Annotated in this window: 11 protein-coding genes; 5 read left to right on the top strand and 6 right to left on the bottom strand. The window is 62.6% G+C overall.

The window, feature by feature from the left end:
• Nucleotides 1–191 precede the first annotated feature (191 nt).
• From Q0S16_RS18105 to Q0S16_RS18085, 5 genes are all read right to left on the bottom strand, one after another.
• Complete coding sequence (locus tag Q0S16_RS18105; RefSeq protein ID WP_295850941.1) at nucleotides 192–1367, bottom strand: ABC transporter permease; 1176 nt, start codon at nucleotides 1365–1367, stop codon at nucleotides 192–194.
• Entirely contained in the window at nucleotides 1367–2473 is a 1107-nt protein-coding gene (locus Q0S16_RS18100) for a microcin C ABC transporter permease YejB (protein WP_295850938.1), read from the bottom strand. The genes Q0S16_RS18105 and Q0S16_RS18100 overlap by 1 nt, the downstream gene beginning before the upstream one ends.
• 3 nt (nucleotides 2474–2476) lie before the next feature.
• Complete coding sequence (locus tag Q0S16_RS18095) at nucleotides 2477–4354, bottom strand: extracellular solute-binding protein (protein WP_295850935.1); 1878 nt, start codon at nucleotides 4352–4354, stop codon at nucleotides 2477–2479.
• Nucleotides 4351–6237 carry an extracellular solute-binding protein gene (locus Q0S16_RS18090; RefSeq protein WP_295850931.1) on the bottom strand — a complete coding sequence of 629 codons (1887 nt, stop codon included), beginning with the start codon at nucleotides 6235–6237 and terminating at the stop codon, nucleotides 4351–4353. Before Q0S16_RS18090 ends, Q0S16_RS18095 begins: the two co-directional genes overlap by 4 nt.
• Before the next feature lie 210 nt (nucleotides 6238–6447).
• On the bottom strand, nucleotides 6448–6996 hold the full coding sequence (locus Q0S16_RS18085) for a cytochrome c family protein (protein WP_295850928.1): 549 nt from the start codon (nucleotides 6994–6996) through the stop codon (nucleotides 6448–6450).
• 204 nt (nucleotides 6997–7200) lie between these two features.
• Here Q0S16_RS18085 and Q0S16_RS18080 point away from each other — a divergent pair, with 204 nt between their 5' ends.
• Both Q0S16_RS18080 and Q0S16_RS18075 read left to right on the top strand, forming a co-directional pair.
• The gene (locus Q0S16_RS18080; RefSeq protein WP_295850926.1) at nucleotides 7201–7941 is read left to right on the top strand and encodes a 3-deoxy-manno-octulosonate cytidylyltransferase; all 741 of its coding nucleotides are present in this window, start codon (nucleotides 7201–7203) and stop codon (nucleotides 7939–7941) included.
• 25 nt (nucleotides 7942–7966) lie between these two features.
• A complete protein-coding gene (locus tag Q0S16_RS18075; protein ID WP_295850924.1) occupies nucleotides 7967–8815 on the top strand; it encodes a prephenate dehydratase in 849 nt (282 codons plus the stop codon).
• Nucleotides 8816–8883: 68 nt separating this feature from the next.
• Here Q0S16_RS18075 and Q0S16_RS18070 read toward each other — a convergent pair whose 3' ends face one another.
• Nucleotides 8884–9900, bottom strand: coding sequence for an LLM class flavin-dependent oxidoreductase (locus tag Q0S16_RS18070; RefSeq protein WP_295850920.1), 1017 nt, complete (start codon nucleotides 9898–9900; stop codon nucleotides 8884–8886).
• A 424-nt stretch (nucleotides 9901–10324) separates the two neighbouring features.
• On the opposite strand from Q0S16_RS18070, the gene metF reads away from it, so the two are divergent.
• From metF to Q0S16_RS18055, 3 genes are all read left to right on the top strand, one after another.
• Nucleotides 10325–11218 carry a methylenetetrahydrofolate reductase [NAD(P)H] gene (gene metF / locus Q0S16_RS18065; protein ID WP_295850917.1) on the top strand — a complete coding sequence of 298 codons (894 nt, stop codon included), beginning with the start codon at nucleotides 10325–10327 and terminating at the stop codon, nucleotides 11216–11218.
• A 1-nt stretch (nucleotide 11219) separates the two neighbouring features.
• Nucleotides 11220–15116: a methionine synthase gene (gene metH / locus Q0S16_RS18060; protein WP_295850913.1), complete on the top strand. Its 3897-nt coding sequence runs from the start codon at nucleotides 11220–11222 to the stop codon at nucleotides 15114–15116.
• A gap of 113 nt (nucleotides 15117–15229) precedes the next feature.
• Nucleotides 15230–16439: sulfatase-like hydrolase/transferase (locus Q0S16_RS18055; protein WP_295850910.1), on the top strand; the 1210-nt coding region annotated here is incomplete at its 3' end.

The raw sequence follows: 16439 nt of genomic DNA, 5'->3' as shown, positions 1-16439 counted from the left end.
ATTGGGGCCACTGCCGACCAGATGCGCGATCGGACGTCGCTTAAGCGACTCTGCCTCCAATTCGAATTCGATCTTCACCAGACCGTTTACCGGTAGATCCGCGCGCAGGTCGGCGGGCAACTGATGGACAGGATAGTGCCTTACGATTTTATTCATTGGACTGCTCCTTCCTAGCCCAAGCTACCATATCTTCAACGGAACGTCTTACGCGGGTCGAACGCGTCGCGCACGCCCTCGCCGATGAAGATCAGCAGCGACAGCATGATCGCGACCGCAAAAAAGCCGGTGAAGCCGAGCCAAGGCGCCTGTACATTGGCCTTGCCCTGCGACAGCAACTCGCCGAGCGACGGCGAGCCGGGTGGCAGGCCGAAGCCGAGGAAATCCAGCGCGGTCAGCGTCATCACCGAAGACGAGACGATGAAGGGCAGGAAGGTCATGGTCGCGACCATGGCGTTGGGCAGCAGATGCCGGGTCATGATCTTGGCGTTGGAGACGCCGAGCGCCCGCGCGGCCATGATGTATTCGAAGTTGCGGCCGCGCAAGAATTCGGCGCGCACCAGGCCGACCAGCGAGACCCAGGAGAACAGCAGCAGGATGCCAAGCAGCACGAAGAAGCCGGGCACCAGCACCGAGGACAGGATCAGCAGCAGGTACAACGAGGGGATCGCGCTCCACACCTCGATGAAACGCTGGAAGACCAGATCGACCCAGCCGCCGAAATAGCCCTGCACGCCGCCGGCGGCGATGCCGATCACTGAAGAGACGATGGTCAGCGCTAGACCGAACAGCACCGAAATGCGGAAACCGTAGATCAGCCGGGCGACCACGTCGCGACCCTGATCGTCGGTGCCGAGCCAGTTATATTCGAGGTCGCGGCAGCTCGAGAGGCCCTTCTTCTCGACCACCGGCTTACATTGCGCCTCGGTCAGCATCCAGGTCGGCTTCGAGGGCGCGGGCGTCGGCAGATCGAGATTGTGGGTGTCGTAAGAGTAGCGCACCAGCGGCCAGAGGATGAAGCCATTCTTGTCGGCGATCAGTTTTTGCAGAAAGGGATCGCGGTAATCCGCCGCTGTCTCGAAATCACCGCCGAAGGTGGTTTCCGAATAGCTGATGAAGGCCGGGAAATACGCCTTGCCGTCGAATTTGATGAAGAACGGCCGGTCATTGGCGATCAGTTCGGCAAACAGCGTGATGAAGAACAGGATCAGGAACAGCCACAACGACCAGTAGCCGCGGCGATTGGACTTGAAATTCTGCCAGCGCCGGCGGTTCAGCGGCGACGGGCTGAACCGATGGCGGGACGCCGGCACGGCCTCGCCGAGTGGCGTTTGCGTGGTGGTCTCGATGGCGGGAGCTGTAACGGTCATCAGACTTCCCGCGCCTCGAAATCGATCCGCGGATCGATCCACATATAGGCCATATCGGACAGCAGGTTCACCACCAGCCCGACCAGCGAAAAGATGAACAGCGTGCCGAACACCACCGGATAGTCACGGTTCAACACGCTTTCGAAACCCAGCAGGCCGAGGCCGTCGAGCGAGAAGATGGTCTCGATCAACAGCGAGCCGGAGAAAAACGCATGGATGAAGGCGCCGGGGAAGCCGGCGATGACGATCAGCATCGCATTGCGGAAGATGTGATTGTAGAGCACCTGGCGCTCGTTGCAGCCCTTGGCGCGCGCGGTCATGACATATTGCTTGCGGATCTCGTCAAGGAACGAATTCTTGGTCAGCAGCGTCATGGTGGCGAAGGCGCCAAGCACCATCGAAACCAGCGGCAGCGTCATGTGCCAGAAATAATCGATAATCTTCCAGTACCACGGGAACTGGTCCCAGCCGTCCGAAGTGAGGCCGCGCAGCGGAAAGATACTCCAGAACGAGCCACCGGAAAACAGGATGATCAGGAGGATGGCGAACAGGAAGCCAGGGATGGCAAAACCGACGATGATCACGGCCGACGTCCAGGTATCGAATCTGGAGCCGTCCTTGACCGCCTTGCGGATGCCGAGCGGAATCGAGATCAGATAGGTCAGGAGCATCATCCAGATGCCCAGCGACATCGACACCGGCAGCTTTTCCTTGATCAGTTGCAGCACGCTGGTATCGCGAAAATAGCTCTTGCCGAAATCGAAGCGGGCGAAATTCCACAGCATCAGCGCGAAGCGTTCCGGCGCCGGCTTATCGAAGCCGAACTGCTTCTCCAGGCTCTTGACGAAATCCGGATCAAGCCCCTGAGCTCCGCGATACTTCGAATTGACCGCGTCGCCGGAAGCGCCGGCCTGGCCGCGATTGCCGAAATCACCACCAGACGCGCCGGAGACCCGCGACGCGCCGGTATCGGCGCCGCTGAGCTGCGCGATGACGCGCTCGACGGGACCGCCGGGCGCAAACTGCACCACGACAAAGGACACGAACAGGATGCCCAGCAGTGTGGGGAACATCAGCAGAATTCGACGGGCGATATAGGCGCTCATGTTCTATTTCGTTGGTTCGGTGGCGGACGTCTTCGCCGCCGTCCACCATAGATCGGGCGCGCCGACGCCGATATATTTCGGCAGATTGGCAGGATGCCCGAACACGTCCCAATAGGCCAGCCGGTGCGTGTTGGCGTACCATTGCGGTACCCAGTAGCGGCCGGCGCGAATGACGCGGTCGAGCGCGCGCGCCGCGAACACCAGTCTGGCACGGGTATCGGCGGCAATCACCTCGTTCATCAAGGCGTCGACGACGGGATCGGCGATGCCGGCAAGGTTATTCGATCCCTTGGTGGCGGCCGACTGCATCGAGAAGAACGAGCGCAGCGAGTCTCCCGGCACAGTGGAAAAGCTGAAGCGCTCGATCATGATGTCGAAATCGAAATCGTCGCGGCGGGCCCGCGCCTGCACCGGATCGACCACGCGCAGCGTGGCATCGATGCCCAGCGTGCCCAGATTCTTGATGTAGGGCATGTGATGCGGCTGGAAGGTCGGCTCATCGAGCAGAAACTCGATCCGGAACGGCTCGCCCTGCGGCGTGACCCGCTTGCCGTCCTTCATGACATAGCCGGCATCATTCAACAGCTGGATGGCCCGGCGCAGCAAGGCGCGGTCCTGGCCGGAGCCGTCGGAGGTCGGCGGCACGAATGGCGCGGCAAACACTTCCGCCGACACCTTGCCGCGGAACGGCTCCAGCAGCACCAGCTCTTCCGGCGATGGCGGCCCGCTCGCCATCATGTCGGAATTCTGGAACGGCGACACCGTGCGCACATAGGCGCCATACATGATGGTCTTGTTGGTCCATTCGAAATCGAAGGCGCAACCGAGCGCCTCGCGGACGCGGGCATCCTTGAATTTATCGCGCCGCGTATTCAGGAACCAGCCCTGCGCGCCGGACGGCGTCTCGTCCGGCAGCGTCTCGCGCTTGACGCGTCCGTCCAGCACGGCGGGGAAATCGTAGCGCGTATTCCAGGTTCGGGAGGTGAACTCCTCGCGGTACAGGTAATTGCGACCGGTAAACCCTTCGAAGGCGACGTCGCGGTCGCGGTAGAAATCAAACCGCAGAGTATCGAAATTATAGAAGCCACGGCTGACCGGCAGCTCGGCGCCCCACCAGTCCTTGACCCGATCCAGTTCGATGTAGCGACCAACCTCGAAGCGACCGACCTTGTACGGCCCGCTGCCAAGTGGAATGTCGAGCGACGATTCATCGAAGGGGTGGGCGGTGTAATAGGCCTGTGAAAAGATCGGCAGGCCCGCGACCAGAAGCGGCACATCGCGCCCGCGCTTGGCGGCGAAGCTGACCACCAGCGTCGCGTCGTCCGTCGCCGCGGCGCCGGCCATGTCGCGCAGCTGCTGGCTGATCAGCGGATGGCCCTTGCTCTTCAGAATGTTCAGCGAAAACGCCGCATCGCGCGCGGTGAGCCGGCTGCCATCGTGAAAGCGCGCTTCCGGCCGCAGCGTGAAGCGATAGGTCAGGCCATCCGGCGATATCCGTACCGACTTGGCGACCAGCCCATACATCGCATCGGGTTCATCGGCGGCACGCACCATCAGCGGGGCAAAGGTCGACCCCATGCCCTGGGCGCCGTCGCCTTTCAGGATATAGGCGTTGAGCGAGTTGAAGGTCTGGAACGACTGGTTGAAGGCGCGGCTGGTTGGCACCGTCGAGAACACGCCGCCCTTGGGCGCCTTGACGTTGGCATAGTCGAAGTTCGGAAAATCCGCGGGATATTTGAGATCGCCAAACGCCGAGATACCGTGCACCCCGGCTTCGCCTTCCGCCAGCGCCGGCGAGAATCGCGCCGCAGCCACGGCGCCGATCCCGAGACCCAGCACATGCCGGCGGTTCAATCTCAGCCTGCGTGACGTGTCGCTCAAGATCGCTTGCCAAGCTTGGCGGCGCGCTCGGCGTCATACCACCAGATGAAGGGAAAGCCCGACTGGCCATATTTCGGTGGCTCGCCGGGACGGCCGAAGCGATCCCAGCGCGCGGTGCGCACCTTGTTATAGGTCCATTGCGGCACCACGAAATGGTTCCACAGCAACACGCGGTCCAGCGCCTTGGTCGCGGCGACCAGATCGGCGCGATCCCTGGTGAAGATGACGCGTTCGATGAGCTTGTCGATCGCCGGATTCTTGATGCCGACGACGTTGCGCGAGCCGGCCATGTCGGCCGCCTGCGAGCCCCAGAATTCGCGCTGCTCGTTGCCGGGCGACAGCGATTCCGGCCACGACGACACCACGATATCAAAGTCCCAGGTGCGCAGCCGGTTCTCATATTGCGTGGGGTCGATGGTGCGGACCGAGACGGCGATGCCGAGGCGTTCCAGCGACGGCTTGAAGAACAGCATCACGCGTTCGAAGCTCGGATCCTCGCCGAGCAATTCCAGCTCGAACGGCGCACCGGTCTTGGCATTGACCAGCTTGCGCTCGCGGATTTCGTAGCCGGCTTCCTTCAGCAGCTTGAGTGCCTCGCGCAGATTGTCGCGCACCGCCTCGGCATTGCCGCCGACCGGATTGGTGTATGCCTTGGTGAACACTTCCGGCGGCACCTCGGCGCGCACCGTCTCGAGAATCTCCAGCTCCTTGCCTTCCGGCAGGCCGGACGAGGCCAGCTCGGTGCCCTCGAAATAGCTGCCGATGCGCTTGTACTGATTGAAAAAGATCTGCTTGTTCATCTCCTCGAAATCGAACGCATAGTTCAGCGCGCGGCGAACGCGGGCGTCCTTGAACTTGTCGCGACGCAGGTTCATCGCGAAGCCCTGCATGATGCCGGACGAGCGGTTGAGGAATTCCTCGAGCACCACGCGCTTGTCGGCGACCGCCGGGAAATCATAGGCCGTGGCCCAGTTCTTGGCGCTGTTCTCGGTGCGCCAGTCGACCTGGTCGCCCTTGAAGGCCTCCAGCGCCACGGTGCCGTCGCGGAAATATTCGTAGCGCAGCTCGTCGAAATTATGCCGGCCGATATTGACGTTGAGGTCGCGGCCCCAATAATCCTTGACGCGCTCCACCGAGATCGAGCGGCCGGGCACGAATTCCTTGATCTTGTAGGCGCTGCTGCCAAGCGGCGGCTCCAGCGAGGTGGCGCCGATATCGCGCTTGACGCCGGCGGGCGTGCTGCCTTCCCACCAGTGCTTCGGCAACACGACCAACTGGCCGACGATCTGCGGCAGTTCGCGATTACCGGGCATGTCGAAGGTGAACTTGATGTCGCGCTCGCTTTGCTTCTCGGCTTTGACGACGTGGCGATAATAAGCCGAATATTGCGGATGATATTTCTTAAAAGCGTCCAGCGAGAAAATCACGTCTTCGGGCGTCACCGGTTTGCCGTCGTGCCACTTCGCTTCCGCGCGCAACCGGTAGGTGACCGAGGAAAAATCCTCGGGATGGCTAACGGCTTCGGCGAGCAGGCCGTATTCGGTGGAGACCTCGTCGAGCGAGGCGGTGGTCAGCGATTCATAGATCAGCGCGACCGCGCCAGCGATGTTGCCCTTCACGCCAGCTACTGCAATGTTGAAATTGTCGAAGGTGCCGACCGCGATCTGACGGACCACGCCGCCCTTCGGGGCTTCCGGATTGACATAGTCGAAACGCTTGAAGCCGGCGGGATATTTGATGTCACCGAACAGCGACAGCCCGTGCCGCCAAGCCGGCTCGGACTGCGCAGCGGCAGGGGTGGCGGAGAGCGCGGTGGCACCCAGCGCGGGCACAAGCGCCGCAAAGGCGCTGGTCTGCAGAAGACGTCGTCGGGAAATGGCCAAGATCAGAATTCCTGTGAACCGAAGCGTCGATTAAAGCCGCCATATGCGGCGAGGGTTCGACCGATTATGCCGGGTTTGCCGAAGGATACCAGCCCGGTACCGTAACCCGTTGCGGCCAAACGTCCCGCTTAAGCTTTGGTAATGCCCATACGAAAACGGCCAGGCAAGACCTGGCCGTTCGATCGGGGATGGGTTGAAACGGAACCGGCCTTATTTGGCCGCCGTCGGCAGCGGCACCGGCTTATCGGCCAGCGAGGCCAAATAGGCGATCACATCGGCGCGCTCGCTGTCCTTCTGGATACCCGCAAAGCCCATCGCGGTGCCCGGGACATAGCCCTTCGGGCTGGCGATGAATTTGTTGAGCGCATCGAACGTCCATTCGCCGCCCTTGCCCTTCATGGCCGCGGAGAAGTTGAAGCCGTTCTTGCCCTGTCCGATCGCCTCATTGACGGTGTCGTACAGGTTCGGACCAACGCGGTTGGGTCCACCCTTCTCGAAGGTGTGGCAAGCCGCGCACTTCTTGGCGGCGCCCATGCCCTTTTCGACCGACGCGGTCTGCAGCAGCTTTTCAATCGGCTCGGATGGCGCGGCAGCTTCCTTGGCGCCACCGGCCGCCACTTCCTTGACCGCGATATCGTAGCCGGGCTTTTCCATGTGCTTCGGCGAAAACACCGCCTGGGCGGTGAAATTCGTCACCATCAACACCAGGCAGGTGCCGAGTACGGCGCCCATGACTTTATTGAGTTCGAAGGAGTCCATAGTCGGTCAGGCTCCGCGCCGGAAATATCGATTGCAAAGCCGCCAGGACGGCCATGATAGGCCTGGAATCATGTCTTCACAGCCGCATGTGCTGCCGGCTTGAGATAACGGTTTGCCCCTGCTCTGGCAACCCGTATAAACGCCGCAACTTCCGGGCAACCCCCGCCATTTGCTGCCGTTTCAGCTGGTTCAGACCGCATTGCCATGACCAACTCCCGTACCCTTGTGCTGATCCCCGCCCGGATGGCGGCCACCCGCCTACCCGGCAAGCCGCTGCTGGACATTGCCGGCCTGCCGATGATCGTCCATGTGCTGCGCCGGGCCGAGGCCGCGGGGATCGGCAGGGTCGCCGTGGCCACTGACGGGCCGGAGATTGCCGAAGCGGTGCGCGCCCATGGCGGCGAAGTGGTGATGACCCGCGCCGACCATCCATCCGGATCCGACCGCATCTTCGAGGCGCTGACGAATCTTGATCCCGAAGGCCGCGTCGAGACCGTGATCAATTTGCAGGGCGATTTCCCGACCATCTCGACCGACAATATTCGCGCCGTGCTGGCGCCATTGACCGATCGGGCCGTGGATATCGCGACGCTGGCGGCCGAGATCCACACCGAGGAAGAGAGCACCAACCCCAACGTCGTGAAGGTGATCGGGTCTCCGCTCTCCGCGCACAGGCTGCGGGCGCTGTATTTTACGCGCGCTACGGCACCCTGGGGCGACGGGCCGCGCTACCACCACATCGGGCTGTATGCCTATCGCCGCCCGGCGCTGCAGCGCTTTGTCAGCCTCCCCCCCTCGCCGCTCGAGCAGCGCGAGCGACTGGAACAGCTGCGCGCGCTCGAAGCCGGCATGCGGATCGATGTCGGCCTGGTCGATACCGTGCCGCGCGGCGTTGATACGCCGGCCGATCTGGAAACGGCCCGTCAGATCCTGAACCATTCCTGAGCGACCGACCACAGAGACCACGACCATGAAAATAGCATTCCAGGGCGAGCCCGGCGCCAATTCCCATATCGCCATCGTCGAGGCCTTTCCCGACGCCGAGCCGCTGCCCTGCGCCACTTTCGAGGATGCGCTGGCCGCGATCTCTTCGGGCGAGGCCGAACTCGGCATGATCCCGATCGAGAACTCGATCGCCGGACGCGTCGCCGATATCCACCATCTGCTGCCGGGCTCCGGCCTGTTCATTATCGGCGAGTGGTTCCTGCCGATCCGCCACCAGCTGATGGCGCCGCGCGGCGCCAAGCTGGCCGATATCAAGACCGTCGAGAGCCACGTCCACGCGCTGGGCCAGTGCCGCCGCATCATCCGCAAGCTCGGCATCAAGCCGATCGTCGCGGCCGACACCGCCGGCTCCGCGCGCGCCGTCGCCGAGCGCGGTGACCAGCACGCCGCTGCGATCGCCTCGCGGCTTGCCGCGGAAATCTACGGCCTCGATATCCTCGCCGAGGATGTCGAGGACGAAACCTACAACACCACCCGCTTCGTGGTGCTGGCGAAAGAAGCAAAATGGGCGGCGCAGGACTCCGGCCCGCTGGTCACCACATTTGTGTTCCGGGTGCGCAATTTGCCGGCCGCTTTGTACAAGGCGTTGGGCGGCTTTGCCACCAATGGCGTCAACATGACCAAGCTGGAAAGCTACATGGTCGACGGCAACTTCTTCGCCACGCAGTTCTATGCCGATGTCGACGGCCATCCCGATGACCGCAACCTGGCCTTCGCGCTGGACGAGCTGAAATTCTTCTCGCGCGAATTCCGCATCGTCGGCGTCTATCCCGGCCATCCCTTCCGCGCCAGCTATGGCGAGGCGCCGGAGTAGTTTTGATTCTCCCGGACGCGCCGTAACGCACTCCACGCTGCTACGCGGAGCCGGGGAATGCGCCCGCGCTACGCCGCCACGTGATGCAATTGAAACGCGTCCGCCAGCAGCGAATACGACTTCTTGCGCGCTTCATGGTCGGTCACCGCGGTGATGACCATCAGCTCGTCGGCCTGGCTGGACGTGATCAGTGGCTGTAGCTTCTGCATCACCGTGGCCGGGCTGCCGACGAACAATCGCGCCCGGTTGCGGGCGATCGCGACACGCTCGCGCTCGGTGTAGGGATATGCCAGCGCCTCCTCGACGCTCGGCAGCGGCGCGTATTCGCCGCGGTCGCGGCGCAGTCGGTTGAGATCGGCGGATGACGCGAGCCGTTCGGCTTCCGCGTCGGTATCGGCGGTGATCACCGCCACCGCCAGAATGCCCAGCGGCGCACGACGCCAGCGCGACGGCTGGAAGCGCGCGCGATAATGCACCAGCGCGTCGGCGGCATCGAAAGATGCAAAATGGTGCGCGAAGGCAAAGCCCATCCCGACCTGCGCGGCCAGTTCCGAGCTGTAATCACTGGAACCGAGCAAAAAGATCGGCGGCAGGGGCACGTCGTCCGGCATCGCCACCACCTTGTTGTAGGGATGACCGGGCGGAAATTCGCGGGTTTCCCACAGCACCAGTTCGCTCAGCCGCTCCAGAAAATCATCGCCGTCGCGGGTATCGAGCCGGCTCCGCAGCGCATGCGCCGTTGCGCCATCTGTGCCAGGGGCGCGGCCAAGCCCGAGATCAATGCGGCCGGGAAACAGCGCCTCCAGCATCTTGAAGCGCTCGGCCACCATCAAAGGCGCGTGGTTCGGCAGCATCACGCCGCCGGAGCCCACCCGGATGCGCTTCGTCACCGCGGCGATCTGGCCGATCAGGATGTCCGGTGCCGGGCTCGCGACCGAGGCGAGGTTGTGGTGCTCGGCCAGCCAGTAACGGACAAAGCCGAGTCGATCGGCGTGTACCGCCAGATCGATGCTGTTGCGCAGGGCCGCCGCGGGCGGCGTGCCGGATGTGACGACCGAGAGGTCGAGAATGGACAACGGGATCATGGCACCGGTTTAAGCCAACCCCGCGCGCGGATCAAAGGCTCCGGAAGGATCTTCGGAGAGCGAACGGGCGGCACAGAGACAGCGGGACTTATGGGACGATACTGCAGACTTCTCCGAGAATAGTAGACCTGCCCACTTAAGGAAAATTAATCATGTGACCGCATTTAGATCTATTTTATATGTTTTTGGCACGTATACGGAATTAAACGGCTGGTCCAAACGCTACCCCGATCTGCCCATCAGAAATTTCTGAGGATAAATTTTCCAGCAATATTGGACCTGTTGGGCCACTTCCCACGCACATCTGATCCAGGATGGGCTATTTCGGCTACCTGTTCCAGACTATGTTATTGCGGTGCACTGGCGGTCGTTACCCGCCCTTTGACCGGTTGCGGCCCTTGGGCGCCCGCGTGGAGTTGACAACATGAGTGAGATCGCCCCGCCAACCAAGCTGCCCAACATCTCGTTCGAGTTCTTCCCGCCGAAGACCGAGGAGATGGAGCGCGGCCTCTGGGAGACCATCACGCGTCTCGCGCCGCTGAACCCGAATTTCGTCTCCGTCACCTATGGTGCCGGCGGCTCCACCCGCGAGCGCACCCATTCGACCATCTCCCGGATTCTCAAGGAGACCGATCTCGTTCCCGCCGCGCACTTGACCTGCGTCAACGCGCCGAAGGGCGATGTTGACGATGTGGTGGCGCAATATCATCAGGTCGGCGTCCGCCATATCGTGGCGTTGCGCGGCGATCCAACCACCGGGATTGGTTCCACCTACGCCGCCCATCCGGACGGCTACCAGAATTCGGCCGATCTCGTCGCCTCGATCAAACAGCGTTATCCGGACATCGACGTCACCGTTTCGGCCTATCCGGAAAAGCATCCCGAGAGCCCCGACTTCGACGCCGATATCGACGTGCTGAAGGCCAAGGTCGATGCCGGGGCGACCCGCGCCATCACCCAGGTGTTCTTCGACAATGATTTGTACTTCCGCTACCTCGACCGCGTCCGCGCCCGCGGCATCGATATTCCGATCCTGCCCGGCATCATGCCGATGCATAATTTCAAGCAGGCGCGTAATTTTGTCACCCGTGCCGGCACGACTGTGCCGGACTGGCTTTCGGCCAAGTTCGAGGGCCTCGACGATGACGCCGAGACCCGCAAGCTGGTCGCGGCCACCGTGGCCGCGGGGCAAGTGCAGAAACTCGCCAAGCACGGCGTCACCGACTTCCATTTCTACACCATGAACCGCGCCGACCTCGTCTTCGCCATCAGCCATCTGCTTGGCTTCCGGCCGACCGGCGTGCGGAAAGCAGCCTGATATGACCATTCCCGTCTCCGAAAAGCGTACCGCCCTGCTCGCCGCGGCCGCCGAGCGCATCCTCGTGCTCGACGGCGCGATGGGCACCATGATCCAGGGCCTCAATTTCGACGAGGCCGCCTTTCGCGGCGAGCGCTACAAGGATTTTCACCGCGACCTGCGCGGCAACAACGATCTTTTGATCCTCACCCAGCCGCGGGCGATCGAGGACATCCACGCCGAATATCTGCGCGCCGGCGCCGACATTGTCGCTACCAACACTTTTTCGTCGACCTCGATCGCCCAGGCCGATTACGACCTCGCCACCATCGCCTATGAGATGAGTTTTGAGGGCGCCCGCCTGGCGCGTAACGCTGCCAACAAGGTTTCCGCCGAGGACGGCCGACCGCGCTTCGTCGCCGGCGCCATCGGCCCGACCAACCGCACCGCCTCGATTTCCCCGGACGTCTCTTCGCCCGGTTATCGCGCCGTCACCTTCGACGACCTGCGCCTTGCGTATAGCGAGCAGATCAACGGCCTGCTCGATGGCGGCGCCGACCTGCTGCTGCTGGAGACCATCTTCGACACGCTGAACGCCAAGGCTGGCCTCTACGCCATCGCGGAAATCTGCGAGGCGCGCGGCATCGACGTGCCCGTCATGATCTCCGGCACCATCACCGATAAATCCGGTCGCCTGCTATCCGGGCAATTGCCGGAAGCGTTCTGGAATTCGGTGTGTCACGCTAAGCCGGCGACCATCGGCTTCAACTGCGCGCTCGGCGCCGAAGATCTCCGCGCGCATATCGCCGACATTGGCCGCGTCGCCGACACGCTGGTCTGCGCCTATCCGAATGCCGGCCTTCCGAACGAATTCGGCGCCTATGACGAGAGCCCGGAATTCATGGCCGGGCTGATCGGCGAATTCGCGCAAGCAGGCCTCGTCAACATTGTCGGCGGCTGCTGCGGCACCACGCCGGACCACATCGCTGCGATCGCCAGGGCTGTCGCGCCGCACAGGCCCCGCATCGTGCCGACGATCGAACCGCGGCTGCGCCTGTCCGGTCTGGAGCCGTTCGACCTCACGCCTGCAATCCCTTTCGTCAATATAGGCGAGCGCACCAACGTTACCGGCTCCGCCAGATTCCGCAAGCTGGTCACCGCAGGCGATTACACTGCCGCGCTGCAGGTCGCCCGCGACCAGGTCGAGAACGGCGCCCAAATCATCGACGTCAACATGGATGAAGGTCTGCTCGACTCCGAAGCCGCGATGGTCACGTTTCTGAATCTCGTCGCCGCCGAGCCGGACATCGCCCGCGTCCCGGTCATGGTCGACTCCTCGAAATTCTCTGTGATCGAAGCCGGCCTGAAATGCGTGCAGGGCAAGCCGGTGGTGAACTCGATCTCGATGAAGGAAGGCGAGGCCAAATTCATCCACGAGGCAAAGATCGCGCGCCGCCACGGTGCCGCCGTCGTGGTCATGGCATTCGACGAGGTCGGTCAGGCCGACACCTTTGCGCGCAAGACCGAGATCTGCAAACGCGCTTATGACATTCTGGTGGACCAGCTCGACTTCCCGCCGGAAGACATCATCTTCGATCCCAACATCTTTGCCATCGCGACCGGCTTGGAAGAGCACAACAATTACGGCGTCGATTTCATCGAGGCGACGCGCTGGATTCGCCAGAACCTGCCGCATGCGCATATTTCCGGCGGCGTCTCGAATCTCTCGTTCTCGTTCCGCGGCAACGAGCCGGTACGCGAGGCGATGCATTCGGTGTTCCTGTATCACGCCATCAAGGCCGGCATGGACATGGGCATCGTCAATGCCGGACAGATGATCGTCTATGACGACATCGATCCCGACCTGCGCCAGGTCTGCGAGGACGTGATCCTGAATCGCGATCCAGGCGCCTCCGAGCGGCTGCTGGAAATGGCGGAGAAATTCCGCGGCCAGGGCAAGGAGGTCAAGGAAAAGGACCTCGCCTGGCGCGAATGGCCGGTGGAGAAGCGGCTTTCCCACGCGCTGGTGCATGGCATCACCGAATATATCGATGAGGATACCGAAGCCGCGCGTCTGACCGTGGTGCGCCCGCTGCATGTCATCGAAGGCCCGCTGATGGACGGTATGAACATCGTCGGCGACCTGTTTGGCGACGGCAAGATGTTCCTGCCGCAGGTGGTGAAGTCGGCGCGCGTGATGAAGCAGGCGGTAGCCTGGCTGATGCCGTTCATGGAGCAGGAGAAGGCTGACAATCTCAAGGCCGGCATCACCGGTGACGGTCGCAAGAATGCAGGAAAGATCGTGCTCGCCACCGTCAAGGGCGACGTCCACGACATCGGCAAGAACATCGTCGGCATTGTTCTCCAGTGCAACAACTTCGAAGTGATCGATCTCGGTGTCATGGTGCCGGCAGCCAAGATCATCGAGACCGCGAAGGCCGAGAATGCCGACATCATCGGGCTCAGCGGCCTGATCACGCCGTCGCTCGACGAAATGAGCTTCCTCGCAGCCGAACTGCAACGCCAGGGCCTGAACGTGCCGTTGCTGATCGGTGGCGCGACCACCAGCCGGGTCCATACCGCGGTCAAGATCGACCCCAATTATCGCAACGGCCCGGTTATACATGTCAACGACGCCAGCCGCGCCGTCGGCGTGGCGTCGTCGCTGATGTCCGCGGATCGCCGCGACGCCTATGCCGCCGAGATCCGTACCGACTATGCCAAGATTTCCGCGGCGCATTTCCGCGCCCAGGCCGACAAGAAGCGGCTGAAGCTGTCGGATGCCCGCGCCAATGCGCTTGTGATCGATTTTTCCAAGACAACACCCGCGAAGCCGAGCTTCATTGGCATCAAGAGCTTCAGCGACTACTCGCTAAAGGAACTGGCCGACTACATCGACTGGACCCCATTCTTCCAGACATGGGAGCTGGCCGGACGTTTCCCCGCCATTCTCACCGACAAAGTCGTTGGAGAGGTCGCGTCGTCGCTTTATGCCGACGCGCAAAAAATGCTGAAGCAGATCGTCGATGAGAAATGGTTCACCGCCAAGGCGACGGTGGGCTTCTGGCCGGCCAATGCGGTCGGCGACGATATCCAGCTCTATGCCGACGAGAGCCGCATGGCGCCGATCGCGACCATGCACACGCTGCGGCAGCAACTGGTGAAGCGCGACGGTCGCTTCAACGCCGCGCTGTCGGACTTCATCGCGCCGGTCACTTCAGGTGTGCCGGATTACATCGGTGCCTTCGTGGTCACCGCCGGAATCGGCGAGGACATCATCGCCGACCGTTTCAAGAACGCCAATGATGATTACTCTTCGATCCTGTGCAAGGCGCTGGCCGATCGCCTCGCCGAGGCCTTCGCCGAGCGGATGCATCTGCGCGTGCGCACCGAATTGTGGGGCACAGCGCCGGACGAAAAGCTGTCGATCAACGATTTGATCCTGGAAAAGTACCAGGGCATCCGGCCTGCGCCCGGCTATCCCGCGCAGCCCGATCACACCGAGAAGGCGACGTTGTTCCGGCTGCTGGATGCCGAGAACACCGCCGGCGTGACGCTGACCGAAAGCTACGCGATGTGGCCGGGCTCGTCGGTATCGGGCCTGTATTTCGGCCACCCCGAAAGCTATTATTTCGGCGTCGGCAAGATCGAGCGCGACCAGGTCGAGGACTATGCCACGCGTAAGGGCTGGACCGTGACCGAGACCGAACGCTGGCTGGCCCCGGTGCTGAACTACATTCCGAGCCAGGACCAGTCCGAGCAGGGCCGCCGCCTCCGGGAGGCCACCGCGCCACCCGTATCGACCCCGGCGCCGGCCAATGACATCGCCGCGAGGGAAATCGCCTCGCATCCGCCAGGCTGCAATTGCGCGGTGCATCTGACATATCGCGGCAAGGCGGTGGGAGCCAAGGGACGCTGACACCGCGCCTGCGAAACCGCTCCCGCAGGGCGCCCTTCAAGAGAGACGCGACCTAAGCCGCATCGCATATTGCGCTGTGTTCGCAGCGATTGGTGGTGTAACGGTGGGCTTTCTTGTCCAGATTGTCCCTACCGGTTCGCATGTTCCTGATCCTTATTATCGCGGCCGCCATCGCCGTCATCTGGCTGGCCGAGCGCAGCGTCGAGCATCTCGTGTTGGCGATTGCCGCGCTATGTTTCGGCGCGGCGGCCCTGCTGCTCGCCGTGGCCGATCTGGAACGCGCCATCTTGCTGGCCGTGATACTGGCGATAGCGATCTTCGCTGCCTCGCACGTCAAATACGGACATAGCGGACTGAAGCTGCTGGTCACCGACTTGCCGCTGCTGTTTGCCGGCACGACGCCGTTCTTTCTCGTGCAATATCCGCTAGCGGTCGCGGGCGTCGTGGTCGGAGGCATGGCACTCGTCCTGGCCGGGGGAGCGATTATTCTCTATGCGAGCGGAACGCCGGTTTTGCTGGAAACGCGCATCCTCATTCTGGTGTCCGCTTCGATCGGACTGGTGCTGGCGACCAGGGCCGGTGACGGGGCGGCTTCCTGCCTGCGGCTGGTGACCAGACGGCGCGGCTTTTTGTCGACCTTCGTGGCCTCGCTGCTCGACCCGCATTCGTGGCAGACCTTCAGAGGCCTGACGATGAGCGACATTGCCAGGGAGCCCTTGCCGCTGCTGGCCGCCGTGCCAGCGCGCACGCCCACGTTTCCCGACATCATCATCATCCAGCACGAATCGATCTTCGACCCGCGTATCTACGGCCTGCCGGTCGAACCGACCGTCGAGGCGTTTCTGTCGCCGCCGAACGGTCTGTACGGCCGTCTCAACGTCGACATTTTTGGCGGTGGATCCTGGCAATCGGAATTCAGCGTGCTGACCGGGCTGTCCAGCGCGAGTTTCGGCTCCAGCGCCTATCATCTCTTCACCCGCGGCGTCGGCCGGTTTCGCAACAGCCTGCCGCAGACCCTGTCGGGGCTCGGCTACGAGACCATGCTGGCGTCGAGTTGCCGGCGTAATTTTCTCAATTATGATGCGTTCTACGGCTCGATCGGCATGGGCGCGCGCCTCTTCACCGATGACCTGCCGCCACCCTTCGATATCGCCCGGTTCGAGACGACGCATTCCGACGCGCAGTTCTTGCCGGCGGCGATCGGCGCTTTCGCGGAACGTATCGATGGCCATGACGCACCACGGTTTCTCTATGCGCTGACGAATTTCAATCACGGACCGCACAACCGGCGGCTGGTGCCCCCCGAACAATTCGAGCGCGAGC

This window comes from Tardiphaga sp., from assembly GCF_025356345.1.
In the GTDB taxonomy this organism is placed as follows: domain Bacteria; phylum Pseudomonadota; class Alphaproteobacteria; order Rhizobiales; family Xanthobacteraceae; genus Tardiphaga.
Note: the sequence above shows the minus strand (reverse complement) of the source record. Positions and strands in the feature narration are given on the sequence as shown.

Bases quoted from the DNA above. Each gene is read 5' to 3' on its own strand.
- Q0S16_RS18080 (WP_295850926.1), top strand. From the start codon at position 7,201: ATGACCAACTCCCGTACCCTTGTGCTGATCCCCGCCCGGATGGCGGCC.
- Q0S16_RS18070 (WP_295850920.1), bottom strand. From the start codon at position 9,900: ATGATCCCGTTGTCCATTCTCGACCTCTCGGTCGTCACATCCGGCACG.
- metH (WP_295850913.1), top strand. From the start codon at position 11,220: ATGACCATTCCCGTCTCCGAAAAGCGTACCGCCCTGCTCGCCGCGGCC.
- Q0S16_RS18105 (WP_295850941.1), bottom strand. From the start codon at position 1,367: ATGACCGTTACAGCTCCCGCCATCGAGACCACCACGCAAACGCCACTC.
- Q0S16_RS18100 (WP_295850938.1), bottom strand. From the start codon at position 2,473: ATGAGCGCCTATATCGCCCGTCGAATTCTGCTGATGTTCCCCACACTG.
- Q0S16_RS18075 (WP_295850924.1), top strand. From the start codon at position 7,967: ATGAAAATAGCATTCCAGGGCGAGCCCGGCGCCAATTCCCATATCGCC.
- Q0S16_RS18085 (WP_295850928.1), bottom strand. From the start codon at position 6,996: ATGGACTCCTTCGAACTCAATAAAGTCATGGGCGCCGTACTCGGCACC.
- metF (WP_295850917.1), top strand. From the start codon at position 10,325: ATGAGTGAGATCGCCCCGCCAACCAAGCTGCCCAACATCTCGTTCGAG.